This is a genomic window from Rhodoferax potami, from assembly GCF_032193765.1.
Lineage (GTDB): Bacteria > Pseudomonadota > Gammaproteobacteria > Burkholderiales > Burkholderiaceae_C > Allorhodoferax > Allorhodoferax potami.
In genome coordinates this window covers 1,980,770-2,000,317 of record NZ_JAVBIJ010000001.1, presented here as the reverse complement: position 1 = coordinate 2,000,317, position 19,548 = coordinate 1,980,770, and the positions used below count along the sequence as shown (strand labels likewise).

Annotated in this window: 19 protein-coding genes; 12 read left to right on the top strand and 7 right to left on the bottom strand. The window is 58.7% G+C overall.

The window, feature by feature from the left end; all coding sequences use genetic code 11:
- The first annotated feature begins 40 nt into the window (after positions 1–40).
- The 3 genes from acnB to RAE21_RS09555 all read left to right on the top strand — a co-directional run bounded on the left by acnB (position 41) and on the right by RAE21_RS09555 (position 4,503).
- The gene (gene acnB, locus RAE21_RS09565; RefSeq protein WP_313881157.1) at positions 41–2,623 is read left to right on the top strand and encodes a bifunctional aconitate hydratase 2/2-methylisocitrate dehydratase; all 2,583 of its coding nucleotides are present in this window, start codon (positions 41–43) and stop codon (positions 2,621–2,623) included.
- Positions 2,624–2,822: 199 nt separating this feature from the next.
- Positions 2,823–3,470 (top strand): DUF47 domain-containing protein, encoded by a 648-nt coding sequence (locus tag RAE21_RS09560; protein ID WP_313881156.1) that lies wholly within the window; start codon positions 2,823–2,825, stop codon positions 3,468–3,470.
- 22 nt (positions 3,471–3,492) lie between these two features.
- Positions 3,493–4,503, top strand: a complete 1,011-nt coding sequence (locus tag RAE21_RS09555) for an inorganic phosphate transporter (RefSeq protein ID WP_313881155.1) — start codon at positions 3,493–3,495, stop codon at positions 4,501–4,503.
- Here the strand turns inward: RAE21_RS09555 and RAE21_RS09550 are convergent.
- Positions 4,484–4,951, bottom strand: a complete 468-nt coding sequence (locus RAE21_RS09550) for a TM2 domain-containing protein (RefSeq protein WP_313881154.1) — start codon at positions 4,949–4,951, stop codon at positions 4,484–4,486. The genes RAE21_RS09555 and RAE21_RS09550 overlap by 20 nt on opposite strands.
- A complete protein-coding gene (locus RAE21_RS09545) occupies positions 4,948–5,481 on the bottom strand; it encodes a GNAT family N-acetyltransferase (RefSeq protein ID WP_313881153.1) in 534 nt (177 codons plus the stop codon). The genes RAE21_RS09550 and RAE21_RS09545 overlap by 4 nt, the downstream gene beginning before the upstream one ends.
- Positions 5,482–5,598: 117 nt before the next feature.
- Between RAE21_RS09545 and rpsP the strand changes: the two genes are divergently transcribed.
- The 6 genes from rpsP (at position 5,599) to RAE21_RS09515 (ending at position 9,418) form a co-directional block, all read left to right on the top strand.
- On the top strand, positions 5,599–5,850 hold the full coding sequence (gene rpsP, locus RAE21_RS09540) for a 30S ribosomal protein S16 (RefSeq protein ID WP_313875632.1): 252 nt from the start codon (positions 5,599–5,601) through the stop codon (positions 5,848–5,850).
- Positions 5,851–5,900: 50 nt separating this feature from the next.
- A complete protein-coding gene (gene rimM, locus RAE21_RS09535; protein WP_313881152.1) occupies positions 5,901–6,470 on the top strand; it encodes a ribosome maturation factor RimM in 570 nt (189 codons plus the stop codon).
- Positions 6,471–6,480: 10 nt separating this feature from the next.
- Complete coding sequence (gene trmD, locus RAE21_RS09530; protein ID WP_313881151.1) at positions 6,481–7,227, top strand: tRNA (guanosine(37)-N1)-methyltransferase TrmD; 747 nt, start codon at positions 6,481–6,483, stop codon at positions 7,225–7,227.
- Between the two features lie 113 nt (positions 7,228–7,340).
- On the top strand, positions 7,341–7,715 hold the full coding sequence (rplS, locus tag RAE21_RS09525) for a 50S ribosomal protein L19 (RefSeq protein ID WP_296508876.1): 375 nt from the start codon (positions 7,341–7,343) through the stop codon (positions 7,713–7,715).
- Positions 7,716–7,784: 69 nt separating this feature from the next.
- A complete protein-coding gene (locus RAE21_RS09520; RefSeq protein ID WP_313881150.1) occupies positions 7,785–8,471 on the top strand; it encodes a CoA pyrophosphatase in 687 nt (228 codons plus the stop codon).
- A 29-nt stretch (positions 8,472–8,500) separates the two neighbouring features.
- Positions 8,501–9,418 carry a cobalamin biosynthesis protein gene (locus RAE21_RS09515; protein WP_313881149.1) on the top strand — a complete coding sequence of 306 codons (918 nt, stop codon included), beginning with the start codon at positions 8,501–8,503 and terminating at the stop codon, positions 9,416–9,418.
- Between the two features lie 37 nt (positions 9,419–9,455).
- Here RAE21_RS09515 and rsgA read toward each other — a convergent pair whose 3' ends face one another.
- Genes rsgA through RAE21_RS09500 form a run of 3 tightly spaced genes read right to left on the bottom strand, consistent with a single transcriptional unit; the run spans position 9,456 to position 12,048 of the window.
- Complete coding sequence (rsgA, locus tag RAE21_RS09510; protein WP_428984009.1) at positions 9,456–10,430, bottom strand: ribosome small subunit-dependent GTPase A; 975 nt, start codon at positions 10,428–10,430, stop codon at positions 9,456–9,458.
- Positions 10,396–10,725: a 4a-hydroxytetrahydrobiopterin dehydratase gene (locus RAE21_RS09505; RefSeq protein WP_313881147.1), complete on the bottom strand. Its 330-nt coding sequence runs from the start codon at positions 10,723–10,725 to the stop codon at positions 10,396–10,398. Before RAE21_RS09505 ends, rsgA begins: the two co-directional genes overlap by 35 nt.
- Positions 10,726–10,734: 9 nt before the next feature.
- A complete protein-coding gene (locus RAE21_RS09500; protein WP_313881146.1) occupies positions 10,735–12,048 on the bottom strand; it encodes a M48 family metallopeptidase in 1,314 nt (437 codons plus the stop codon).
- A 36-nt stretch (positions 12,049–12,084) separates the two neighbouring features.
- Here RAE21_RS09500 and orn point away from each other — a divergent pair, with 36 nt between their 5' ends.
- Both orn and RAE21_RS09490 read left to right on the top strand, forming a co-directional pair.
- Positions 12,085–12,666 carry an oligoribonuclease gene (orn, locus tag RAE21_RS09495; protein WP_313881145.1) on the top strand — a complete coding sequence of 194 codons (582 nt, stop codon included), beginning with the start codon at positions 12,085–12,087 and terminating at the stop codon, positions 12,664–12,666.
- Between the two features lie 234 nt (positions 12,667–12,900).
- Positions 12,901–14,802, top strand: a complete 1,902-nt coding sequence (locus RAE21_RS09490; RefSeq protein ID WP_313881144.1) for a DEAD/DEAH box helicase — start codon at positions 12,901–12,903, stop codon at positions 14,800–14,802.
- Between the two features lie 98 nt (positions 14,803–14,900).
- Here the strand turns inward: RAE21_RS09490 and RAE21_RS09485 are convergent, their stop codons facing one another.
- A complete protein-coding gene (locus tag RAE21_RS09485) occupies positions 14,901–15,770 on the bottom strand; it encodes an NAD(P)-dependent oxidoreductase (RefSeq protein WP_313881143.1) in 870 nt (289 codons plus the stop codon).
- 105 nt (positions 15,771–15,875) lie between these two features.
- A complete protein-coding gene (locus tag RAE21_RS09480; protein ID WP_087496927.1) occupies positions 15,876–16,853 on the bottom strand; it encodes a GMP reductase in 978 nt (325 codons plus the stop codon).
- 220 nt (positions 16,854–17,073) lie between these two features.
- On the opposite strand from RAE21_RS09480, the gene RAE21_RS09475 reads away from it, so the two are divergent.
- A complete protein-coding gene (locus tag RAE21_RS09475) occupies positions 17,074–19,530 on the top strand; it encodes a UvrD-helicase domain-containing protein (RefSeq protein ID WP_313881142.1) in 2,457 nt (818 codons plus the stop codon).
- Positions 19,531–19,548 lie beyond the last annotated feature (18 nt).

Below are 19,548 nucleotides of genomic sequence, written 5' to 3'. Positions count from 1 at the left end.
GGCTAGAGTCGGTTTATTGTTTTTGTGAAGGAGAGTGAAGATGTTGCAAGCTTACCGTGACCATGTGGCTGAACGCGCTGCGTTGGGCATTCCCCCCCTGCCTTTGTCTGCCAAGCAGACAGGCGAATTGATCGAGTTGCTCAAGGCGCCCCCCGCTGGCGAAGAAGCAACGCTCGTCGAATTGATTACCCACCGCGTGCCTGCTGGTGTGGACGATGCCGCCAAGGTCAAAGCCAGCTACCTGGCTGCTGTGGCCCACGGTACTGAAAAATGCGCCCTGATCTCCCGCGCCCGCGCCACCGAACTGTTGGGCACCATGCTGGGCGGCTACAACATCAGCCCCATGGTCGATTTGTTGGACGACGCGGCAGTGGCTGCGGAAGCCGCTGAAGGCCTGAAGAAAACTTTGCTGATGTTCGATCAGTTCCATGACGTGAAGGAAAAGGCTGACAAGGGCAATACCTTTGCCAAGGCTGTGCTGCAAAGCTGGGCCGATGCCGAGTGGTTTACCAGCCGCCCTGAAGTGCCCAAGTCCATCACCGTCAGCATTTTCAAGGTTGCTGGTGAGATCAACACCGACGACCTGTCTCCTGCGCCCGACGCCTGGAGCCGCCCTGACATTCCTTTGCATGCTTTGGCAATGCACAAGAATGCCCGCCCCGGCATTACCCCCGAAGAAGATGGCAAGCGTGGCCCGGTCAAGTTCCTCGAAGACCTGCGCGCAAAGGGCAATCTCGTAGCCTACGTGGGCGATGTGGTGGGCACTGGTTCGTCGCGCAAGTCTGCGACCAACTCCGTGCTGTGGTTCACCGGCGAGGACATTCCGTTTGTCCCCAACAAGCGTTTCGGTGGAGTCTGCTTGGGCGGCAAAATCGCCCCGATTTTCTACAACACCATGGAAGACTCCGGCGCGCTGCCGATTGAGTTAGATGTGAGCCAAATGGCCATGGGCGATGTGGTGGAACTGCGTCCCTATGACGGTAAAGCTTTTAAGGACGGCAAAGAAATCGCATCTTTCGAAGTCAAGAGCGAAGTGCTGTTTGATGAAGTGCGCGCTGGTGGCCGTATCCCCTTGATCATCGGCCGTGGCTTGACTGCCAAAGCCCGTGAAGCTTTGGGTCTGAAGCCTTCCACATTGTTCCGCCTGCCCCAGAACCCAGTGGATACCAAGAAGGGTTTTAGCTTGGCCCAGAAGATGGTTGGCCGTGCTTGCGGTTTGCCTGAAGGTCAAGGTGTGCGCCCTGGTACCTACTGCGAGCCCAAGATGACCTCCGTCGGCTCCCAAGATACTACCGGCCCGATGACCCGCGACGAGCTGAAAGACTTGGCTTGCCTGGGCTTCTCTGCCGACTTGGTGATGCAGTCTTTCTGCCACACCGCGGCTTACCCCAAGCCCGTGGATGTGAAGATGCACCACGAGCTGCCTGACTTCATCAGCACCCGCGGCGGCATCAGCTTGCGCCCCGGTGACGGTGTGATCCACTCTTGGCTCAACCGCCTGTTGCTGCCTGACACCGTAGGCACCGGTGGCGATAGCCACACCCGTTTCCCTATCGGTATCAGCTTCCCCGCAGGTTCCGGTTTGGTGGCGTTTGCTGCTGCGACCGGCGTGATGCCTTTGGACATGCCTGAGTCGGTATTGGTGCGCTTCAAGGGCAAGATGCAGCCCGGCGTGACCTTGCGCGATTTGGTGAACGCGATTCCCTTGTACGCCATCAAGGCCGGCCTGCTGACTGTCGAGAAGAAGGGCAAGAAGAACATCTTCTCCGGCCGCATCCTCGAAATCGAAGGTTTGCCAGACCTGAAGGTTGAGCAGGCGTTTGAGTTGTCCGACGCGTCTGCTGAGCGCTCTGCCGCAGGTTGCACCGTGCACCTGAACAAAGAGCCGATCCAAGAGTACGTCAACAGCAACATCACCATGATGAAGTGGATGATTGCCAATGGTTACTCTGATGCCCGCACCTTGGCCCGCCGTATCGCAGCCCAGGAAGCCTGGCTCAAGAACCCCGAGTTGCTCAAGGGCGACGCGGATGCGGAGTACGCAGCTGTTATCGAGATCGACCTGGCCGACATCCACGAACCTATCGTGGCATGCCCCAACGATCCGGACGATGTGAAGACATTGGCTGAAGTTGCTGGTGCCAAGATCGATGAAGTGTTCATCGGCTCCTGCATGACCAACATCGGCCACTTCCGTGCAGCGTCCAAGCTGATGGAGGGCAAGCGCGATATCCCGGTCAAGCTGTGGATTGCACCGCCCACCAAGATGGACGCCAAGCAACTCAGCGACGAAGGCCACTACGGTGTGCTGGGTGGCGCAGGTGCCCGCATGGAAATGCCGGGCTGCAGCTTGTGTATGGGTAACCAGGCGCAGGTGAAAGAGGGCGCTACCGTGTTCTCTACGTCCACCCGCAACTTCCCCAACCGTCTGGGCAAGAACAGCAATGTGTACCTCGGCTCTGCGGAGTTGGCGGCTATTGCGTCCAAGCTGGGCCGCATTCCTACCAAGGAAGAGTACTTGGCGGACATGGGCGTGCTGACTGCCGCTAGCGACAAGGTGTACCAGTACCTGAACTTTGACAAGATCAGCGACTACACCGAGTCCGCTGCAACTGTGAAGTAATCAGACCCCTAGGCGCTCCGGCGCCATGGAACACAAAAGCCTCGCAACTCCGGTTGCGGGGCTTTTTTTATGAGGTGTTTTGGTGGTCTTGAGGGTGGGTCTAACGCCCTGCAAACCGTAGGGCTGTAGGCGGTTAAACTCGTGGGCATTCTTCAATTAGTCACAAGACTGTCATATTTAACCGTTAGGAGCCCCCCGCATGTTCTTTGGAAAGCTGTTGCCTCGCGAAGGAAATTTTTTTGAGATGTTCAATCAGCATGCTGATCGCATCGTGGAGGCGGCTCAGGCGTTTTCCAAGTTGGTCGCCAATTACAGCGACGCGGATCTGCGCGCCAAATACAACCAGGAAGTCGACGACGCAGAGCGTGCCGCAGACCGTGTGACGCACGAAGTCAACAAAGCGATCCACATCACGTTCATCACGCCGATCGATCGCGAACAGATCCACTCCCTGATCAACACTATGGATGACGTGGCAGACCTGATTCAGGACTCTGCGGAGACGATGGCGCTGTATGACGTGCGCGTCATGACCGAAGAAATTGTTCGACTCACCGATTTGAGCGTCAAATGCTGTGAGCGCTTGCGGGATGCGGTGCGATTGCTGTCGGATATTGCGGACCATGCCACCGCAGAAGCTGCGCTGAAGACCTGCGAAGAAATCGACCGCTTGGAGTCAGATGCCGATCGCGTGATGCGCACCGCCATGAGCAAGTTGTTCCGTGAGCAAGAGGATGTGCGTGAACTCATCAAGCTCAAGGCCATTTACGAGCTGCTGGAAACCATCACCGACAAGTGTGAAGACGTGGCCAATGTGATCGAGGGCATCATCCTCGAGAACTCCTGATCGACAGCGCGGGTTCATAACGATGGAACAAGTCCAGACAGCCTTATGGGTGGTAGCTCTGTTGGTGGCGCTCGCCTTGGCGTTCGACTTCATGAATGGCTTTCATGATGCGGCGAACTCGATTGCCACAGTGGTCTCCACCGGCGTGCTCAAGCCGGGCCAAGCGGTCATTTTTGCCGCATTTTTCAACTTTATTGCGATCTTTATCTTCCACCTGAGCGTTGCTGCGACCGTGGGTAAGGGGATCGTGCAGCCCGGTGTGGTGGACACCCATGTGGTGTTTGGTGCCCTGGTCGGTGCGATCACATGGAACGTCATTACTTGGTACTACGGCATTCCCAGTAGCTCATCCCACGCCTTGATCGGCGGCATCGTCGGCGCAGTCATTGCCAAGGCCGGTGCTAGTGCACTGATATCAGCGGGGATTATGAAAACCGTGGCGTTCATTTTTGTCTCGCCGCTCCTGGGCTTTACGTTGGGCTCCGTGATGATGGTAGTGGTCGCTTGGACCTTCAGGCGCATGCGTCCGTCAAGGATCGACAAGTGGTTCCGTCGCTTGCAGCTGGTGAGTGCGGGCGCGTATAGCTTGGGTCATGGCGGTAACGACGCCCAAAAAACGATTGGCATTATTTGGATGATGTTGATCGCCACAGGCTATGTGCTGCCGACGGAGAGTGCGCCGCCTACATGGACCATCGTGTCCTGCTACGCAGCCATTGGGGCTGGCACCATGTTTGGTGGCTGGCGCATTGTGCGAACCATGGGGCAAAAAATCACCAAGCTCAAGCCGGTAGGGGGCTTTTGCGCGGAGACCGGCGGCGCTTTGACACTGTTTCTTGCAACCGCATTAGGCGTGCCGGTTTCCACCACGCACACCATTACAGGGGCGATTGTGGGTGTGGGTTCAACGCAGCGCGCGAGTGCGGTGCGTTGGGGTGTGGCAGGAAACATCGTGTGGGCGTGGGTGCTGACGATTCCTGCCGCTGCATTTGTTGCAGCTATTGCCTACTGGGTCAGTCTGCAGATTTTTTGACCGCAGCGGTGGGTGGCGTGCTCTGGCTAGGCTGCATCTGGTATTCAAAAGAGCGCTGAATGCCGAATGCCAGAGTCGCCATTAGCACCGTAGTCCCTAGGCCCAGAGCCGCTACCAGCCCTACCACCGTCATCCAATGGGTCTCACCTTGGGGTGCGTCAGGTGCCTGTGGATTGAATCGTTGATTCCATTTTTCAGCACTCATCAGCCCGTACACAATGGCATTGAGAGCACAGGCCGCGAGGGTGAGGCCTAGCAGTGGCATCAACAACCAACTCCCCTGGTCGTCTACCCCAAAGCTACGTGCCCGCCACACTCCGTAACTACCCAGCAAGGTGGGCAGGGGCAGTAGCTTGGCCCAAACGTCATATCGGCCGAGGTAAAGCCGGTGCAGGCCTAACGCGCCGACGGTCAGGGTCAGCCAAACAGCCCAGGTTTTGCTTTTCATACGCGGACGTCTACCGGTGCAGTAGAGTTCCCAGCGCCGATGCTTTTTTCCATGAGGACAATGTCCAGCCAACGTTCGAACTTCCAACCGCAAGCCTCGATCACACCCGCATGCCGGTAGCCGCAACTGGCGTGCACGCCAATCGATCCGCGGTTCTCAGAGTCGCCGATAACGGCGATCAACTTGCGAACGCCACAGCGCTCCGCCTGAGCCATAAGTTCGGTGAGCAATAACTTGCCCAGCCCTTTGCCGTGGGCCTCAGGCGCGAGGTAAATCGAGTCCTCCGCGGAGAAGCGATAGGCGGGCCGTGGTTTGAACCAGTTGCAATAGGCAAACCCTATGACTTTGCCATCGACTTCTGCAACCAGGTAAGGGAGTGCTTTGGATAGCACATCCGCGCGACGCCCCTTCATGTCTTCTTCGGTGGGTGGAGTGGTTTCGAAAGTCCCTGTTCCCGTCAGCACATGGTGCGCATAAATGGAGGTAATCGCGGAGATATCGGCTTCAGTGCTGGGGCGGATTTTGGTCATGAGTTGGAAAACGTTATAATGGAAGGCTATTCAGAGTGTCACTGGCCGGGTGGTCAGTTGCGTGTCTCAAGCTCTGAGTTCAAGGCTGAATTCTCTCAGCTACCCAAAGGATAAATCATGGTCGTCATTCGACTCGCTCGTGGTGGTGCAAAAGCTCGCCCGTTTTTCAATATTGTGATTGCTGACAAGCGTAGCCGCCGCGACGGCCGCTTCATCGAGCGCATCGGGTTCTACAACCCTATCGCCAAGGCAAACGAAGAAAGCATTCGTATTGCGCAAGACCGCTTGACCTACTGGCAAGGCGTTGGCGCACAAGCTTCTCCTACCGTGGAGCGTTTGATCAGCCAAGCTGCTAAAAAAGCCGCTTAATGATCACACCGGTGCGCTGCTGTGAAGCGGAGCACCGGTAGATACCTCTCATGACTATGCTCCCCGGACTCGAAGCCGCTAGCCTGCCAGCAGACGCTATTGAAGTCGGGCGGATTGCAGATGCGTGGGGTATCAAAGGCTGGTTCAAGGTCCTGCCCTACAGCGCAAACCCTGAGGCGTTGTTCGCCGCACGCCAATGGTTTTTATTGCCGACTGAAAAAGGCCCACAGCCTTTTACCGGTGCTGCAAGCATCGCAGTCAAAGAATCCAAAGTGCACTCTGATTCCGTGGTCGCTTGCGTCCAGGGCATTGGCGACCGCACCGATGCCGAAGCCTTGAAAGGTTCGCGCATCTTTATTTCCCGTGCCGCATTTCCTGCCGCCGCTATCGATGAGTTTTACTGGGTCGATTTGATGGGCCTGGAGGTCATCAACCGCGAGCAAGAGAGCTTGGGCACGGTCAAAGAGTTGCTATCCACGGGGCCACAAACGGTGCTGGTCATTGAGTCGGTTCAAGACGGTAAACCCGTTGAACGTATGATCCCCTTTGTGTCAGCCTACGTCGATGATGTGAGTCTGCCGACTAAGACCATTCGCGTGGACTGGCAACTGGACTATTGAGGCGCCCGACGTGCGCTTCGATGTCATCACTCTTTTTTCCGAGCTGTTCGCCCCGCTGTTGACGGCGGGTATCACCCGCCGGGCTTATGAAAGTGGCCTCGTCGAGGTGTGCTTGCACAACCCCCGGGATTTCGCGCAAGGTAACTACCGCCGCGTAGACGACAGGCCATTTGGTGGCGGTCCGGGCATGGTCATGATGGCCGAACCCTTGGAGGCCACACTCCTGCATATCCGGGCCCAGCGCTCGGATCAGGCGCCTGTGGTGCTGTTTTCTCCGATTGGCTCCCCGCTGAAGCACGAGGGTGTGGAGGCGTGGTCGCAGAGTTCGGGCGCTATTCTTCTCTGCGGGCGCTACGAAGGCATAGACCAGCGCTTTATTGACCGCTATGTCGACCAGCAAATCAGTTTGGGAGACTTCATATTGTCCGGTGGCGAGATTGCTGCCATGGCTTTGCTGGATGCAGTGGCACGTTTGCAGCCCGGTGTGCTCACGGATGCCCAAAGTCATCACCAAGACAGTTTTAACTCTGCTCTGGACGGCCTGCTGGATTGTCCGCATTACACACGCCCGGAAGTATGGTCAGGTGCCCCGGTGCCGGACGTGTTGCTATCAGGGCATCACGCCCGTATTGAAGCGTGGCGCCGTCAGCAGCGGCTGGAGCTTACGGCGAATCACAGGCCCGACATACTGGAACAAGCCCGCAACAAGGGTTTGATTACCAAGGCCGATGAGCGGCTTTTGCAGGCCAAAAACTGAACTTGCTATAATAGCTGGCTAACCGATCCTCTGCCCGGCCAGATAGCTAGCCTTTAGGCTTTGATATTGGCACCAATTCCGGTGCCGGCGCGAGCAAGATCACGAAGGAAACCATGAGCAACATCATTCAAGCGCTCGAGCAGGAAGAAATCGCCCGTCTCGGAAAAACAATCCCCGAATTCGCCCCTGGTGACACCGTCATCGTGAGCGTGAACGTGGTTGAAGGTACACGCAAGCGCGTACAGGCTTACGAAGGCGTGGTTATCGCCAAGCGTAACCGTGGCCTGAACAGCGGCTTTATCGTGCGCAAGATCTCCAGCGGCGAAGGCGTGGAACGTACGTTCCAAACCTACTCCCCTCTGATCGCCAGCATCGAAGTCAAGCGCCGCGGTGACGTGCGCCGTGCCAAGCTGTACTACCTCCGTGACCGTAGCGGCAAGTCTGCACGTATCAAGGAAAAACTGCCAGCGAAGAAGACAGCAGCGTAATCTGCCGTCCGTCTTCATGAGAGCCGCCCCGGTGACAAGCTGTGGCGGCTTTTTTCTTGCCTGCGTTGTATGAGTTTAAAAGCCAAAACATTGCCATCATTTGATCCGCAGCTGGTGCCTGTGGTGGGTGTCGACAGTCACCTGAAAGCGGTAGACGCAGAGGCGCTGACACCGCAAGCGCTGCGCCAGCGTTTTCTACGTCAGCCCGAGTGGTCGCCAGAGCTGCGCTCTGAACATCAATTTTCAGAGCGGGTTCCGTCGCATGCATCGGTACTGATTCCGGTGATGATGAGGGCAGAGCCCACTGTGTTGTTGACGCAGCGCACGGCACATTTGTCGAATCATTCCGGGCAAATTGCATTTCCCGGCGGCAAGGCGGATCCCTTTGATGCGGATGCGATCGCCACAGCTTTGCGCGAGGCGAACGAAGAAATCGGGCTGGAACCCCAGTTTGCTGAAGTGCTGGGCACCCTGCCGCACTACACCACGGGCAGTGCCTTTATCGTGACCCCTGTCATCGCCCTGATTTCACCGGAGGCTCGACTTTGCGCGAATCCGGACGAGGTGGCGCATGTGTTCGAGGTGCCCTTGGCATTCCTGATGGATCCGGCCAACCACCGTCGTCATCAGGTGGAGTGGGATGGTGCCACCCGCGAATGGTTTTCGATGCCATTCCGAGACTCACAAGCCGAGTGGTTTATTTGGGGGGCAACAGCGGGCATGTTGCGCAACCTCTACCGCTTCCTCCGTGCTTGAAACCGCTTCGCGCTGGGTATGATTGCTCCATGAGTTTTATCTCCATATTGTTGGCACTCTTGCTGGAGCAAGCGAAGCCCTTACCCCAAGTAAACCCGGTGCACAACGCAGTGCGCAATTGGGTGCGCTGGGTGATCAAGAACTTCGATGCCGGTGCCTCCAAACATGCGTGGCTGGCCTGGATTTTGGCGGCAGCCGGGCCTACGCTGATCGTCTTGGCGGTTCACTGGGCCTTGGTGTGGCAGTGGGGTTGGGCGGCCGCTGCCGTTTGGAATGTGCTGGTGTTGTATGCGACCCTGGGTTTCAGGCAATTCAGCCACCATTTCACCCAAATCCGCGATGCCCTGTTGGCCGGCGACGAAGAGGCAGCACGCGCTGCGTTAGCGCAATGGAAACGCATTGACGCCAGTGAGTTGCCTCGCAGTGAAATCGTGCGACACGTCATTGAGCACTCGGTGTTGAGCGCGCACCGCCATGTCTTCGGTGTGTTCGTCTGGTACTCGATGTTGGCTGCTTTGGGGTTGGGGCCTGCAGGCGCGGTGTTTTACCGGGTGAGCGAGTATCTGGCTTTGTTCGCCAAAAGAGCGCCCCGGCCGGAACTGCCGCCGGTAAGTGACGCCGTTCGCGCCCAGGCCTTGCGTTGCTGGGAATTGGTGGATTGGCTGCCCGCGCGCGTGACTGCATTGAGTTTTGCCTTTGTCGGCAGCTTTGAAGATGCGGTCGACAGTTGGCGCCGCCATTCCGCAGCACATCCGTTAGACAACGACGGAGTGGTTCTTGCCGCAACGGCCGGAGCTGTCAATGTCCGCTTGGGAGAGGAGGGCATCACCGAGGGCCTGACGCCGGAGCCTGCCCACCTGCGCGCGGTGGTTGGCTTGGTATGGCGCACCGTCGTGATGTGGATGGTGTTCCTGGCCTTGTTGTCCCTGGCGCGGTTGATCGGCTAGGCCGCTGTTGCCTGGCCGGCCACGCTGGCCGCCAGATTCAATAGCGGGTTTGCGACAGCTCTTCAAACAAATCGCTATAAATTTTGTAGCGATTTGCGGTGATTCCGCCAAGGCTGAAGGCCTCTTTGGTTTGTAAAAGCACGCCACAGCCCGGTTCGTGGAGATGGCTGCAGTTATAGAACTTGCAATTGCCTGCGTGGACCTTGATGTCGGGCATCAGGCCTGCCAAGTGCATCGGGTCAATGTGGTTCAGACCGAACTCCTGAAATCCTGGCGAATCAATCACGGCAGTGGTTTTTGCCGCATCCACCCAATACAAGCTGGTACTTGTGGTGGTGTGCTTGCCCGAGTTCAAGGCGGTGGAAATCTCGTTGGTGAGCACGTCCGCGTCCGGCAGCAAGCGATTGATGAGCGTGCTTTTGCCGGAGCCAGAGGGGCCGAGCACCAGTGTCGTTTTTCCTTCCATGAGCTCCAGCAATACGCTCAGCTCGGTGGCGTCCAATCCCTCTGCTTTGGGCTTGAGCGCCAAGGGGACCAGGGTGTAGCCCATGTCACGGTAAATGGTGAGCCGATCCCACGCCCGCCCGAAAGGCCCAGCCAGATCACTCTTGTTTAGGGCAATGATGGGCTTGATGCGCTCCGCTTCCGCTGCGATCAGGGCGCGTGAGAGCTGGCTCTCGGAAAACTCGGGTTCTGCCGCGATCAGGATCAGCACCTGGTCCAGATTTGCCGCAAAAGACTTGGTGCGAATCTCGTCCTGCCGGTAAAAAAGGTTGCGTCGTGGCAGCACTTTTTCAATCGTGCCCTCGTCTTGGGTGGCTTGCCAGAGTACCTGGTCTCCCACCACCGTCACACTTTTTTTGCCACGCGGGTGGCAGATCAGTCGGCGTCCATCCGGTGTTTCTACCCAGACATGACGACCATGTCCGGCCACCACAAGGCCGGGCTCCAAGCCGGGGCGGCTCAAGGGGCAACTTTCATGCGGAAGGGCCTGCAGGCGCGTAAAGCGCATCTACGAGAGCCGCGCACTCAAAGTCGGAGCGCGAGACGCCCTGCACATCATGGGTGTTGAAGCGGACGCTGCACGTGCTGTAGGTCAGCAAGAGTTCAGGGTGATGGTCTTGCTGTTCTGCAAGGTAGGCGATGGCGTTGACAAAGGCCATGGTTTTGAGGAAGTTCTCAAACTTATAGGTCTTTTCAATGGCGAGATCTGCGCCATCACCGTGCAGCTTCCAACCTTCGGTTTTGGCGAGGCTTGCTATGATTTGTGTAGCGCTTAGCGCAGTTCTGACGGTGGCTGATTGCATTTTTTAGGTCTAGACAGTGGTGGCTATTGGGTGAGCCTGTGGCATTCGGGCCAAACGCTCGGGCGCCGGTGGATGCGAATAATAGAACTTTACGTACACAGGGTCCGGGGTGAGTGTCGACGCATTGTCCTTGTAGAGTTTGAGCAGCGCTGACGACAGTGCCGCGCCATTGGCGTGGGCTACGGCGAAAGCGTCGGCTTCAAACTCGTGTTTACGGGAAAGCTGCGCGAACAGGGGCCCGGTAAAGCTGCCTGCCAAGGGCAATACCATCATGAACAGCAACAGTGACAAAGCCTCGTTGCCGCCTGCCATATTCGGGCCTACCCCGAGTCCGGTGTAGAACCACGCCTGCTGGCTCACCCAGCCCAGCAGCGCGAACGCGGCCAAGCTCAATGCGAACAAGGACGCCATGCGCTTGCGGATGTGCCCGTGCTTGAAATGCCCCAGTTCGTGTGCCAATACGGCGTCTACTTCGTCCGGGCTGAGTTGGGCGAGCAGGGTGTCATAAAAAACGACCCGCTTGGAGGCACCGAAGCCGGTGAAATAGGCATTGGCGTGGGCGCTTCGCTTGCTGCCGTCCATCACGTAAAACCCCTTGGAGGTAAACCCGCAGCGCGTCATCAGCGCGGCGACGCGGTCCTTGAGCGCGACATCCTCAAGAGGCTTGAACTGGTTGAACAAAGGTGCGATCCACGTGGGGTAGACCCACATCATCAGCAGGCTGAACCCCATCCACAGGCTCCAGGTCCATAGCCACCAGAGCGTCCCGGTCGTCGCCATGACCCACAACGCGCCAGCTGCCAGCGGCAAGCCAATCAAGGCGCTGAATGCCAGACCCTTCAGACCATCGATCAGCCACAGGCGCGGTGTCATGCGGTTAAAGCCAAAGCGCTGCTCCAAAACAAACGTGCGGTAGAGCGAGAAGGGCAGGTCCACGACCGAGCCAATCACCGAAAAGCAGACCAGCAATGCCAGTTGCTGCAGAAGGCTGCTTTCCATCGGGGCGTCAAACCACCCCAGCAGGGCCTGATTCAAGGCGTGCAGCCCTCCCAGCAGCGTCCAGCCCAAGATCACCACGGTGCCCCACACCAATTCGAGCAGGCCCAATCGGGCTTGCGCCATGGTGTAGTCCGCCGCTTTTTGATGATCTGCCAAGGCAATATGGCTCGCGAATGCGAGGGGTACGGTTTCCCGGTGTTGTGCGACATGGCGCACTTGCCGGGTGGCGAGCCAGAATTTGAGCGCTACGCTGGCTACCAGCGTGAGGGCGAACAGGCTCGTCATCCAAAGGGACGGTGTGAATTCAAACGCGGTGTCTTGCATGGCGGGAGAGTTTAGGTCATCGGCGACAATCCCCCCATGGACGAATCAAACACCCCCATCCCCGCCACGCTCATCAAATCTGACAAAAACTTGGTCTGGTTGGACTGTGAAATGACGGGTCTTGAGCCTGAACGCGACCGACTTTTGGAAATTGCAGTGATCGTCACGGACCCCCACCTCGGCCAGCGGGTAGAGGGCCCCGTGTTTGTGATTCATCAATCGGACGCGCTGCTCAATGGCATGGATGCCTGGAACAAAGGTACCCACGGCAAAAGCGGCTTGATCGACAAAGTCAAAGCATCTACCGTCACCGAGGCAGAGGCAGAAGCGGCATTGATTGCTTTCTTGAGCCCTTATGTGCCTGCGGGCGCATCACCCATGTGCGGCAACTCGATCGGCCAGGACCGCCGCTTTCTGGTGAAGTACATGCCCAAACTGGAAGCGTTCTTTCACTACCGCAATGTGGACGTCAGCACGCTTAAGGAGCTGGCCAAACGCTGGAAGCCCGGGGTTGCCGAGTCCTTCAAAAAGCAGCAAAAGCACACCGCTTTGGCCGACGTCACTGAGTCCATCGAAGAGCTAGCACACTACCGTGAGCACTTTCTCAAACTAAATTAGGTATAAACCCGAATTCATGCCATAATCGAGGGCTTCGCAGGTAACGCCATGATGGCGGCTTGCGAGATTTGTACATCTCCCTTCATTCACCGGGCACGCTTTTTCAAGCGATATACGCCCCCAGCACTGAGAAACCCCTTGGCGGGTCAGAGCAGGTTCCGTTTGATGGTTGATGTTTTTTAACCATTGACGGAGCAGCCGCACAACCTGCGGCGCTTTCGTGTGAGAAAAAATATGACTGACGCTTTTGAAGTGACAGGCGAATTCGCGCCTGCCGAAAACCTTTCCGTTTCCGCAACATCCGTGGAAACTTCCATCGAGTCCGAAGCTGTAGAAGCTGCGGCACCTGAGGTCCCTAACGGTTTCGTCGAGCTCGGATTGGCGCCCGCTTTGGTGCAGGCGTGTAAAGACCTGGGCTACACCCAGCCCACCACCGTGCAGCAAAAGACCATTCCCATGGCCATGGCAGGTGTGGGCTCCGACAAGGTCGGTAAATTTGTTGACCTGATGGTGTCCAGCCAGACCGGTTCCGGCAAGACTGCCGCATTCTTGTTGCCTGTGTTGCACACCTTGTTGACCCAGCAAGCCGAAGCTGAAGAAGCTGAGCGCGCTGAGTATGAACAAGCGTGCGCTGATGCAGCCGCCAAGGGCGAACCCGCTCCCAAGCGTGCCAAGCGCAAAGACCCTACCAACCCCCGCAACTTCAAGGCTCCTACTCCTGGCGCCCTGATCGTTTGCCCTACCCGCGAACTGGCCCAGCAAGTGGCGCACGACGCGATTGATTTGGTGCAACACTGCCGTGGCCTTCGCGTAGCCAACATTGTGGGTGGCATGCCTTACCAGTTGCAAATTGCCAAGCTGCAAAACGCCAACTTGGTGGTGGCTACTCCTGGCCGTTTGTTGGACCTGCAACGCTCCATGCAAATCAAGCTCGACCAAGTCCAGTTTCTGGTGGTGGACGAAGCCGACCGTATGTTGGACCTCGGCTTCTCCGATGACCTGGCTGAAATCAACCAGCTCACCATCGACCGCAAGCAGACCATGATGTTCAGCGCCACTTTCGCACCCCGCATCCAGCAACTGGCTGCCCGTGTGATGCGCGAACCCCAGCGCGTGACGATCGACAGCCCGCAGGAAAAGCACGCCAACATCAAGCAAGTGCTGTTCTGGGCTGACAACGCCCAGCACAAGCGCAAGCTGCTGGACCACTGGCTGCGTGACACCACTATTAACCAAGCGGTTGTGTTTGCCAGCACCCAGATCGAGTGCGATGGCTTGGCCAACGACTTGCAGCAAGACGGCTTCTCCGCTGTGGCCCTGCACGGCGCTTTGAGCCAAGGCTTGCGTAACCGCCGCCTGATGGCTTTGCGCCAAGGTCAGGTGCAGATTCTGGTGGCTACCGATGTGGCTGCTCGCGGTATCGACGTGCCCACTATCACCCACGTGTTCAACTTCGGTTTGCCGATGAAGGCTGAGGACTACACCCACCGTATCGGTCGTACCGGTCGTGCAGGTCGTGATGGTTTGGCCGTGACATTCGCCGAGTTCCGCGACCGTCGCAAGATTTTTGATATCGAGGCTTACAGCCGTCAGCCGATCAAGCCAGAGACGATTCCCGGCTTGGAACCCCAGCAGCGCGCTCCTGAGTCGCGCCCCAGCTTCGGTGGCCGTGGCCGCGGTGGTGACTTCCAGCCTCGCGAACGCAAGTTCGGTGGCCCACGTGAAGGCGGCTTCGGTGGCGGACAGCGTGATGGCGCTCCCCGTGAAGGTGGCTACGGTGCGGTGCGCGGTTTCGGCGGACGCCCTGAAGGCGGCGGCAACCGTGGTTTCGGTGAAAACTCCCGTGATTTCGGTGGCGCTTCTCGTGAAGGCTTCAGCTACGAGCGCAAGGGTGGTTTCAATGATCGCTTTGCCGGTCAAGGCGCGCCCCGTGGCGATGCACCCCGCGGTGATGCACGTCCTCCGCGTGGTGACTTCCAACCCCGTGGCGACTTCGGCGCACCTCGCGGTGACTTTGGTGCCCCGCGTGGCGACTTCGCAGCCCGCAAGCCTGCTGGCTTTGCCAAGCCTGGTAACGGCGGCAAGGTTTTCGTGCCCCGCGATGCCAAGAAGCGTCCCGCACGCAACTTCGACTAATCTGCCAAGCGGTAGATAACAAAAAGCCCCGCGGCGTGAGTCGGCGGGGCTTTTTTACGTCGGTACTGGGCGTTGTGTAGACCGGTGATGGTGGTGTTTCAGGACATGCCGTTGCGGCTGGCCAACTCCACAAACAAGCCGGCGTGGTCCAGGTCGGACAGGCCGTGCTCGATGCCTTCGGCATACAACTTTTCAAACAACGTAGTAATCGGCGCATCAAAGCCGACTTCAGAGGCCGTGGCCAAGGCGTTACGCAGGTCCTTGATTTGCACCGTCATGCGGGCGCGGGGTGCAAAGTCGCGGTCCACCATGCGCTGGCCGTGGACCTGCAGGATGCGGCTGTCCGCAAAGCCGCCGGTGATTGCTTCTTTCACCTTGCCCATATTGGCACCGCCGCGTTCACAGAGCAGCAGGGCTTCTGCCACGATGCCGATGGTGGCGCCTACGATCATCTGGTTGGCAAGCTTGGTAAGTTGGCCGGAGCCGATGGGCCCCACATGGGTGGGGCGGCCGAAGATTTTGAGCACCGGCATAGCCCGCTCGAAGTTGGTGGCCTTGCCACCGGCCATGATGGCCAGCGTACCTTGCTCGGCCCCCAGCGTGCCGCCGGAGACAGGCGCATCCAGGTAGTCCACACCGCGCTCGCTCAGGCGGGCGGCATGATCGCGGGCTTCTACGGGCTTGATAGAAGACATGTCCACCAGCAAGGTGCCCTGCTGAATAGCGTCTGCCGCGCCCAATTCAAACAGCACATGGCTGACGATGCCGCCGTGGTCCAGCATGGTGATGACCATGTCAGCTTCAGCAACGGCATGGGCGGCGGTGGGATGAACGATGGCGCCGAAGGCGATGAGGCGTTCCGCTTTGGCGGGGGTACGGTTCCAGACGTGGACAGTGTGGCCGGCTTCACAAAGGCGGCGCCCCATGGGGAACCCCATGAGACCGATGCCGAGAAGTGCTATTTTCATGGTGTCAGTGTGCTCCTGCACCTGAGAATAGCGCCGCCCCGTGAGGGGGGAGAGGGTTTGTACCGTGAAGGCTGTCGAGGTGCTGACAGCCTTCACGGCAGGGGCTTACATCAGCAGGTGCTCGCCCGCGTTGTCGCCGCCCAGGGTCACGTAGTTCACCTTGCGGATGTCCATGAGCTTCTTGCCACCGGCATAGCTGATGGAGCTTTGCACGTCCTGCTCCATTTCAATCAGCGTATCGGCCAGCTTGCCCTTGATTGGCTCGAGGATGCGCTTGCCTTCGACGTGCTTGTATTCGCCCTTGTTGAAGTCGCTGGCCGAGCCGTAGTACTCCTTGAACATGGCGCCATCGACTTCCACGGTCTTGCCGGGCGACTCTTCGTGACCAGCAAACAGGGAGCCGATCATGACCATGCTCGCGCCGAAGCGGATGCTCTTGGCAATGTCACCATGGCTGCGGATGCCGCCGTCCGCAATGATGGGCTTGGTCGCCACACGGGCACACCACTTGAGCGCGCTGAGCTGCCAGCCGCCGGTGCCGAAACCGGTCTTGAGCTTGGTGATACACACCTTGCCCGGGCCCACGCCGACCTTGGTGGCGTCCGCACCCCAGTTTTCCAGGTCGATCACCGCCTCGGGTGTGGCCACGTTGCCGGCGATCACAAAGCTGCCGGGCAGGTGTTTCTTGAGGTAAATAATCATGTCGCGCACGCTGTCGGCATGGCCGTGGGCGATGTCGATAGTGATGTACTCGGGTGTCAGGCCCAGAGCCACCAACTGGTCTACCGTGGCGTAGTCCGGCTTCTTCACGCCCAACGAGATGGAGGCAAACAGGTCCTTGGCGTGCATCTCCTGCACAAACTTCACGTTGTCCAGGTCAAAGCGGTGCATCACGTAAAAGTAGCCATTGCGCGCCAGCCATTCGCAGATGGACTCGTCCACCACGGTTTTCATGTTGGCGGGTACTACCGGCAGGCGGAATTTGCGGCTGCCCAGCTCGACGCCGGCATCGCATTCAGAACGGCTCTCCACCCGGCATTTGCGGGGCAGCAAGAGGATGTTGTCGTAGTCAAAAATTTCCATGGTCCAAGCTCCTATCCAAAGTTTCAATACAAAACACTGAGCACTTGGACTGGCACCGGCCATAAAAAAACCGGGTGCCAATTGCTTGGGCCCGGTGCTTGATTGTAGAAAGGTTGCGGCTGGCCCGGTATATGAATTTGCTTATGGCGGCCAAAACGTAGTGCGCAGGGGAATCGTCTTCCGTGCAGTTGGGGAGCCGCGGCCTTTCTACAATCGGAGCATGCATTCTTTCGCCGCCGCTGGCACCACTCCCCCCCTGTTACACAACCTGAACCCGGAGCAGCTGGCCGCTGTGACCCTGCCCGCCGAGCACGCGCTCATTTTGGCGGGGGCCGGTTCCGGCAAAACGCGGGTGCTGACCACGCGCATTGCTTGGCTGTTGCAGAACGGCTATGTCTCACCCGGCGGCATCTTGGCGGTCACTTTTACCAACAAGGCGGCCAAGGAGATGAAGACACGTCTTTCCGCCATATTGCCAGTGAATGTGAGCAGCATGTGGATAGGCACCTTCCACGGCCTGTGTAACCGGTTTTTGCGTGCGCATTACAAAAATGCGGGCTTGCCGCAGGCCTTTCAGATTCTGGACACGCAAGATCAGCTCTCCGCCCTCAAGCGGCTGTGCAAGCAGTACAACATCGACACCGAGCGCTTTCCGCCCAAGCAGTTGGGCTGGTTTATCGGTAACTGCAAGGAAGAGGGCCTGCGCCCCAAAGATGTGGTGGCCAGCGATCCGGACACGCGCAAGAAGATTGAGGTTTACCAGCTCTACGAAGACCAGTGTCAGCGTGAAGGCGTGGTGGACTTTGGCGAGCTGATGCTGCGCAGCTACGAGCTGCTGCGCGACAACGCGCCCATCCGCGAGCACTACCAGCGACGCTTTCGCCACATCCTGATCGACGAGTTTCAGGACACTAACAAGCTGCAATACGCTTGGATCAAGATGATTGCCGGCGTAGGGCAGGGCGGCAGTGACGGTGGCTCGGTGCTGGCGGTGGGCGATGACGACCAGAGCATTTACGCCTTCCGCGGCGCGCGCGTAGGCAACATGACTGACTTTGTGCGCGAGTTCGCGGTGCGCCAGCAGATCAAGCTGGAGCAGAATTACCGCAGCTACAGCAACATTCTGGACAGCGCCAACGCGCTCATCAGCCACAACAGCCGCCGCCTGGGCAAAAACCTGCGCACCGAGCAGGGCGCCGGCGAGCCGGTGCGCGTGTACGAGGCGCCCAGCGACTTTGCTGAGGCGCAGTGGATGGTGGACGAGATGAAGCAGCTCATCCGCGACGATGTGCCTCGCTCGGAGATTGCCGTGCTCTACCGTAGCAACGCGCAAAGCCGGGTGATTGAAACCGGGCTGTTCAATGCTGGCATTCCGTATCGCGTGTATGGTGGCCTGCGCTTCTTCGAGCGGGCTGAAATCAAGCACGCGCTGGCGTACCTGCGCCTTCTGGAGAACCCCAACGACGACACCAGCTTTCTGCGGGTGGTGAACTTCCCGGCACGCGGCATCGGAGCGCGCAGCATCGAGCAATTGCAAGACTTGGCCCGCGCCACCGGCTGCTCGCTGCACGATGCAGTGAGCACACTCACTGGCCGCCCTGGCGCCGTGATTGCAGGTTTTGTGGCCAAGCTCGACGTCATGCGTGAGCAGACTGCCAACCTGAACCTCAAAGACATCATCAAGCTCATGCTGGAGCACAGCGGCCTGCTGGAGCACTACCGCAACGAGCGCGAAGGCGAAGACCGTGTCGAGAACTTGGATGAACTGGTCAACGCCGCCGAAAGCTTTGTTATGCAAGAGGGCTTCGGTCGCGAAGCCCCCGGCATGGCGCCGCTGGTCAGCAGCCCTGAGGCCTTGCTGAGCCAGAGCCCGGCCAGCCAGGGCTTGAGCGGCGATGCCCTGAGCACCGGCCCTGAAGTGGCACCCGATGAATTCGGCGACACCGGCGAAACTCTCTCGCCCCTGCAAGCCTTTTTGACCCATGCCGCACTCGAAGCGGGCGACAACATGGCCGCCGCCGGGCAGGACGCCATCCAGCTCATGACCGTGCACTCCAGCAAGGGCCTGGAGTTTGACTGCGTGTTCATCACCGGCATGGAGGAGGGCTTGTTCCCCCACGAAAACTCGATGAGCGACCACGACGGTCTGGAGGAAGAGCGCCGCCTGGCCTACGTGGCCATCACTCGCGCGCGCAAGCGCTTGTACCTTAGCCATTCGCAAACCCGGATGCTGCACGGGCAGACGCGCTTCAACCTCAAGAGTCGCTTTTTTGACGAGCTGCCCGAGGAATGCCTGAAGTACCTCACGCCCAAGCAGCAGGCCATGCCTGCAGGTGGTGGCATCGGGGGCAGTTTTGGCGGTGGAAGCTATGGCGGCGGGTCCGGCAACAGCTGGGGTGGTGGTGGCTATGCTACAAATTCAGGAGCTGCTCGCGCATATTCTACGGGCGCTGGAAGTGCATTTGGCTCGTATTCGGCCCCGCAAAAAGAGGTGGTGCGCAAAGAGGAGCCCACCGGCCTGCGCAAGGGGCAAAAGGTGTTCCACGCCAAGTTCGGCGAGGGCACCGTGCTCACGTTGGAAGGCGCGGGCGACGATGCGCGCGCCCAGATCAACTTCCCCCGCCACGGCACCAAGTGGCTCGCCCTGAGCGTGGCCAAACTCACGCCGTTGCCTTGACTTTCTGGAGACCGCTAT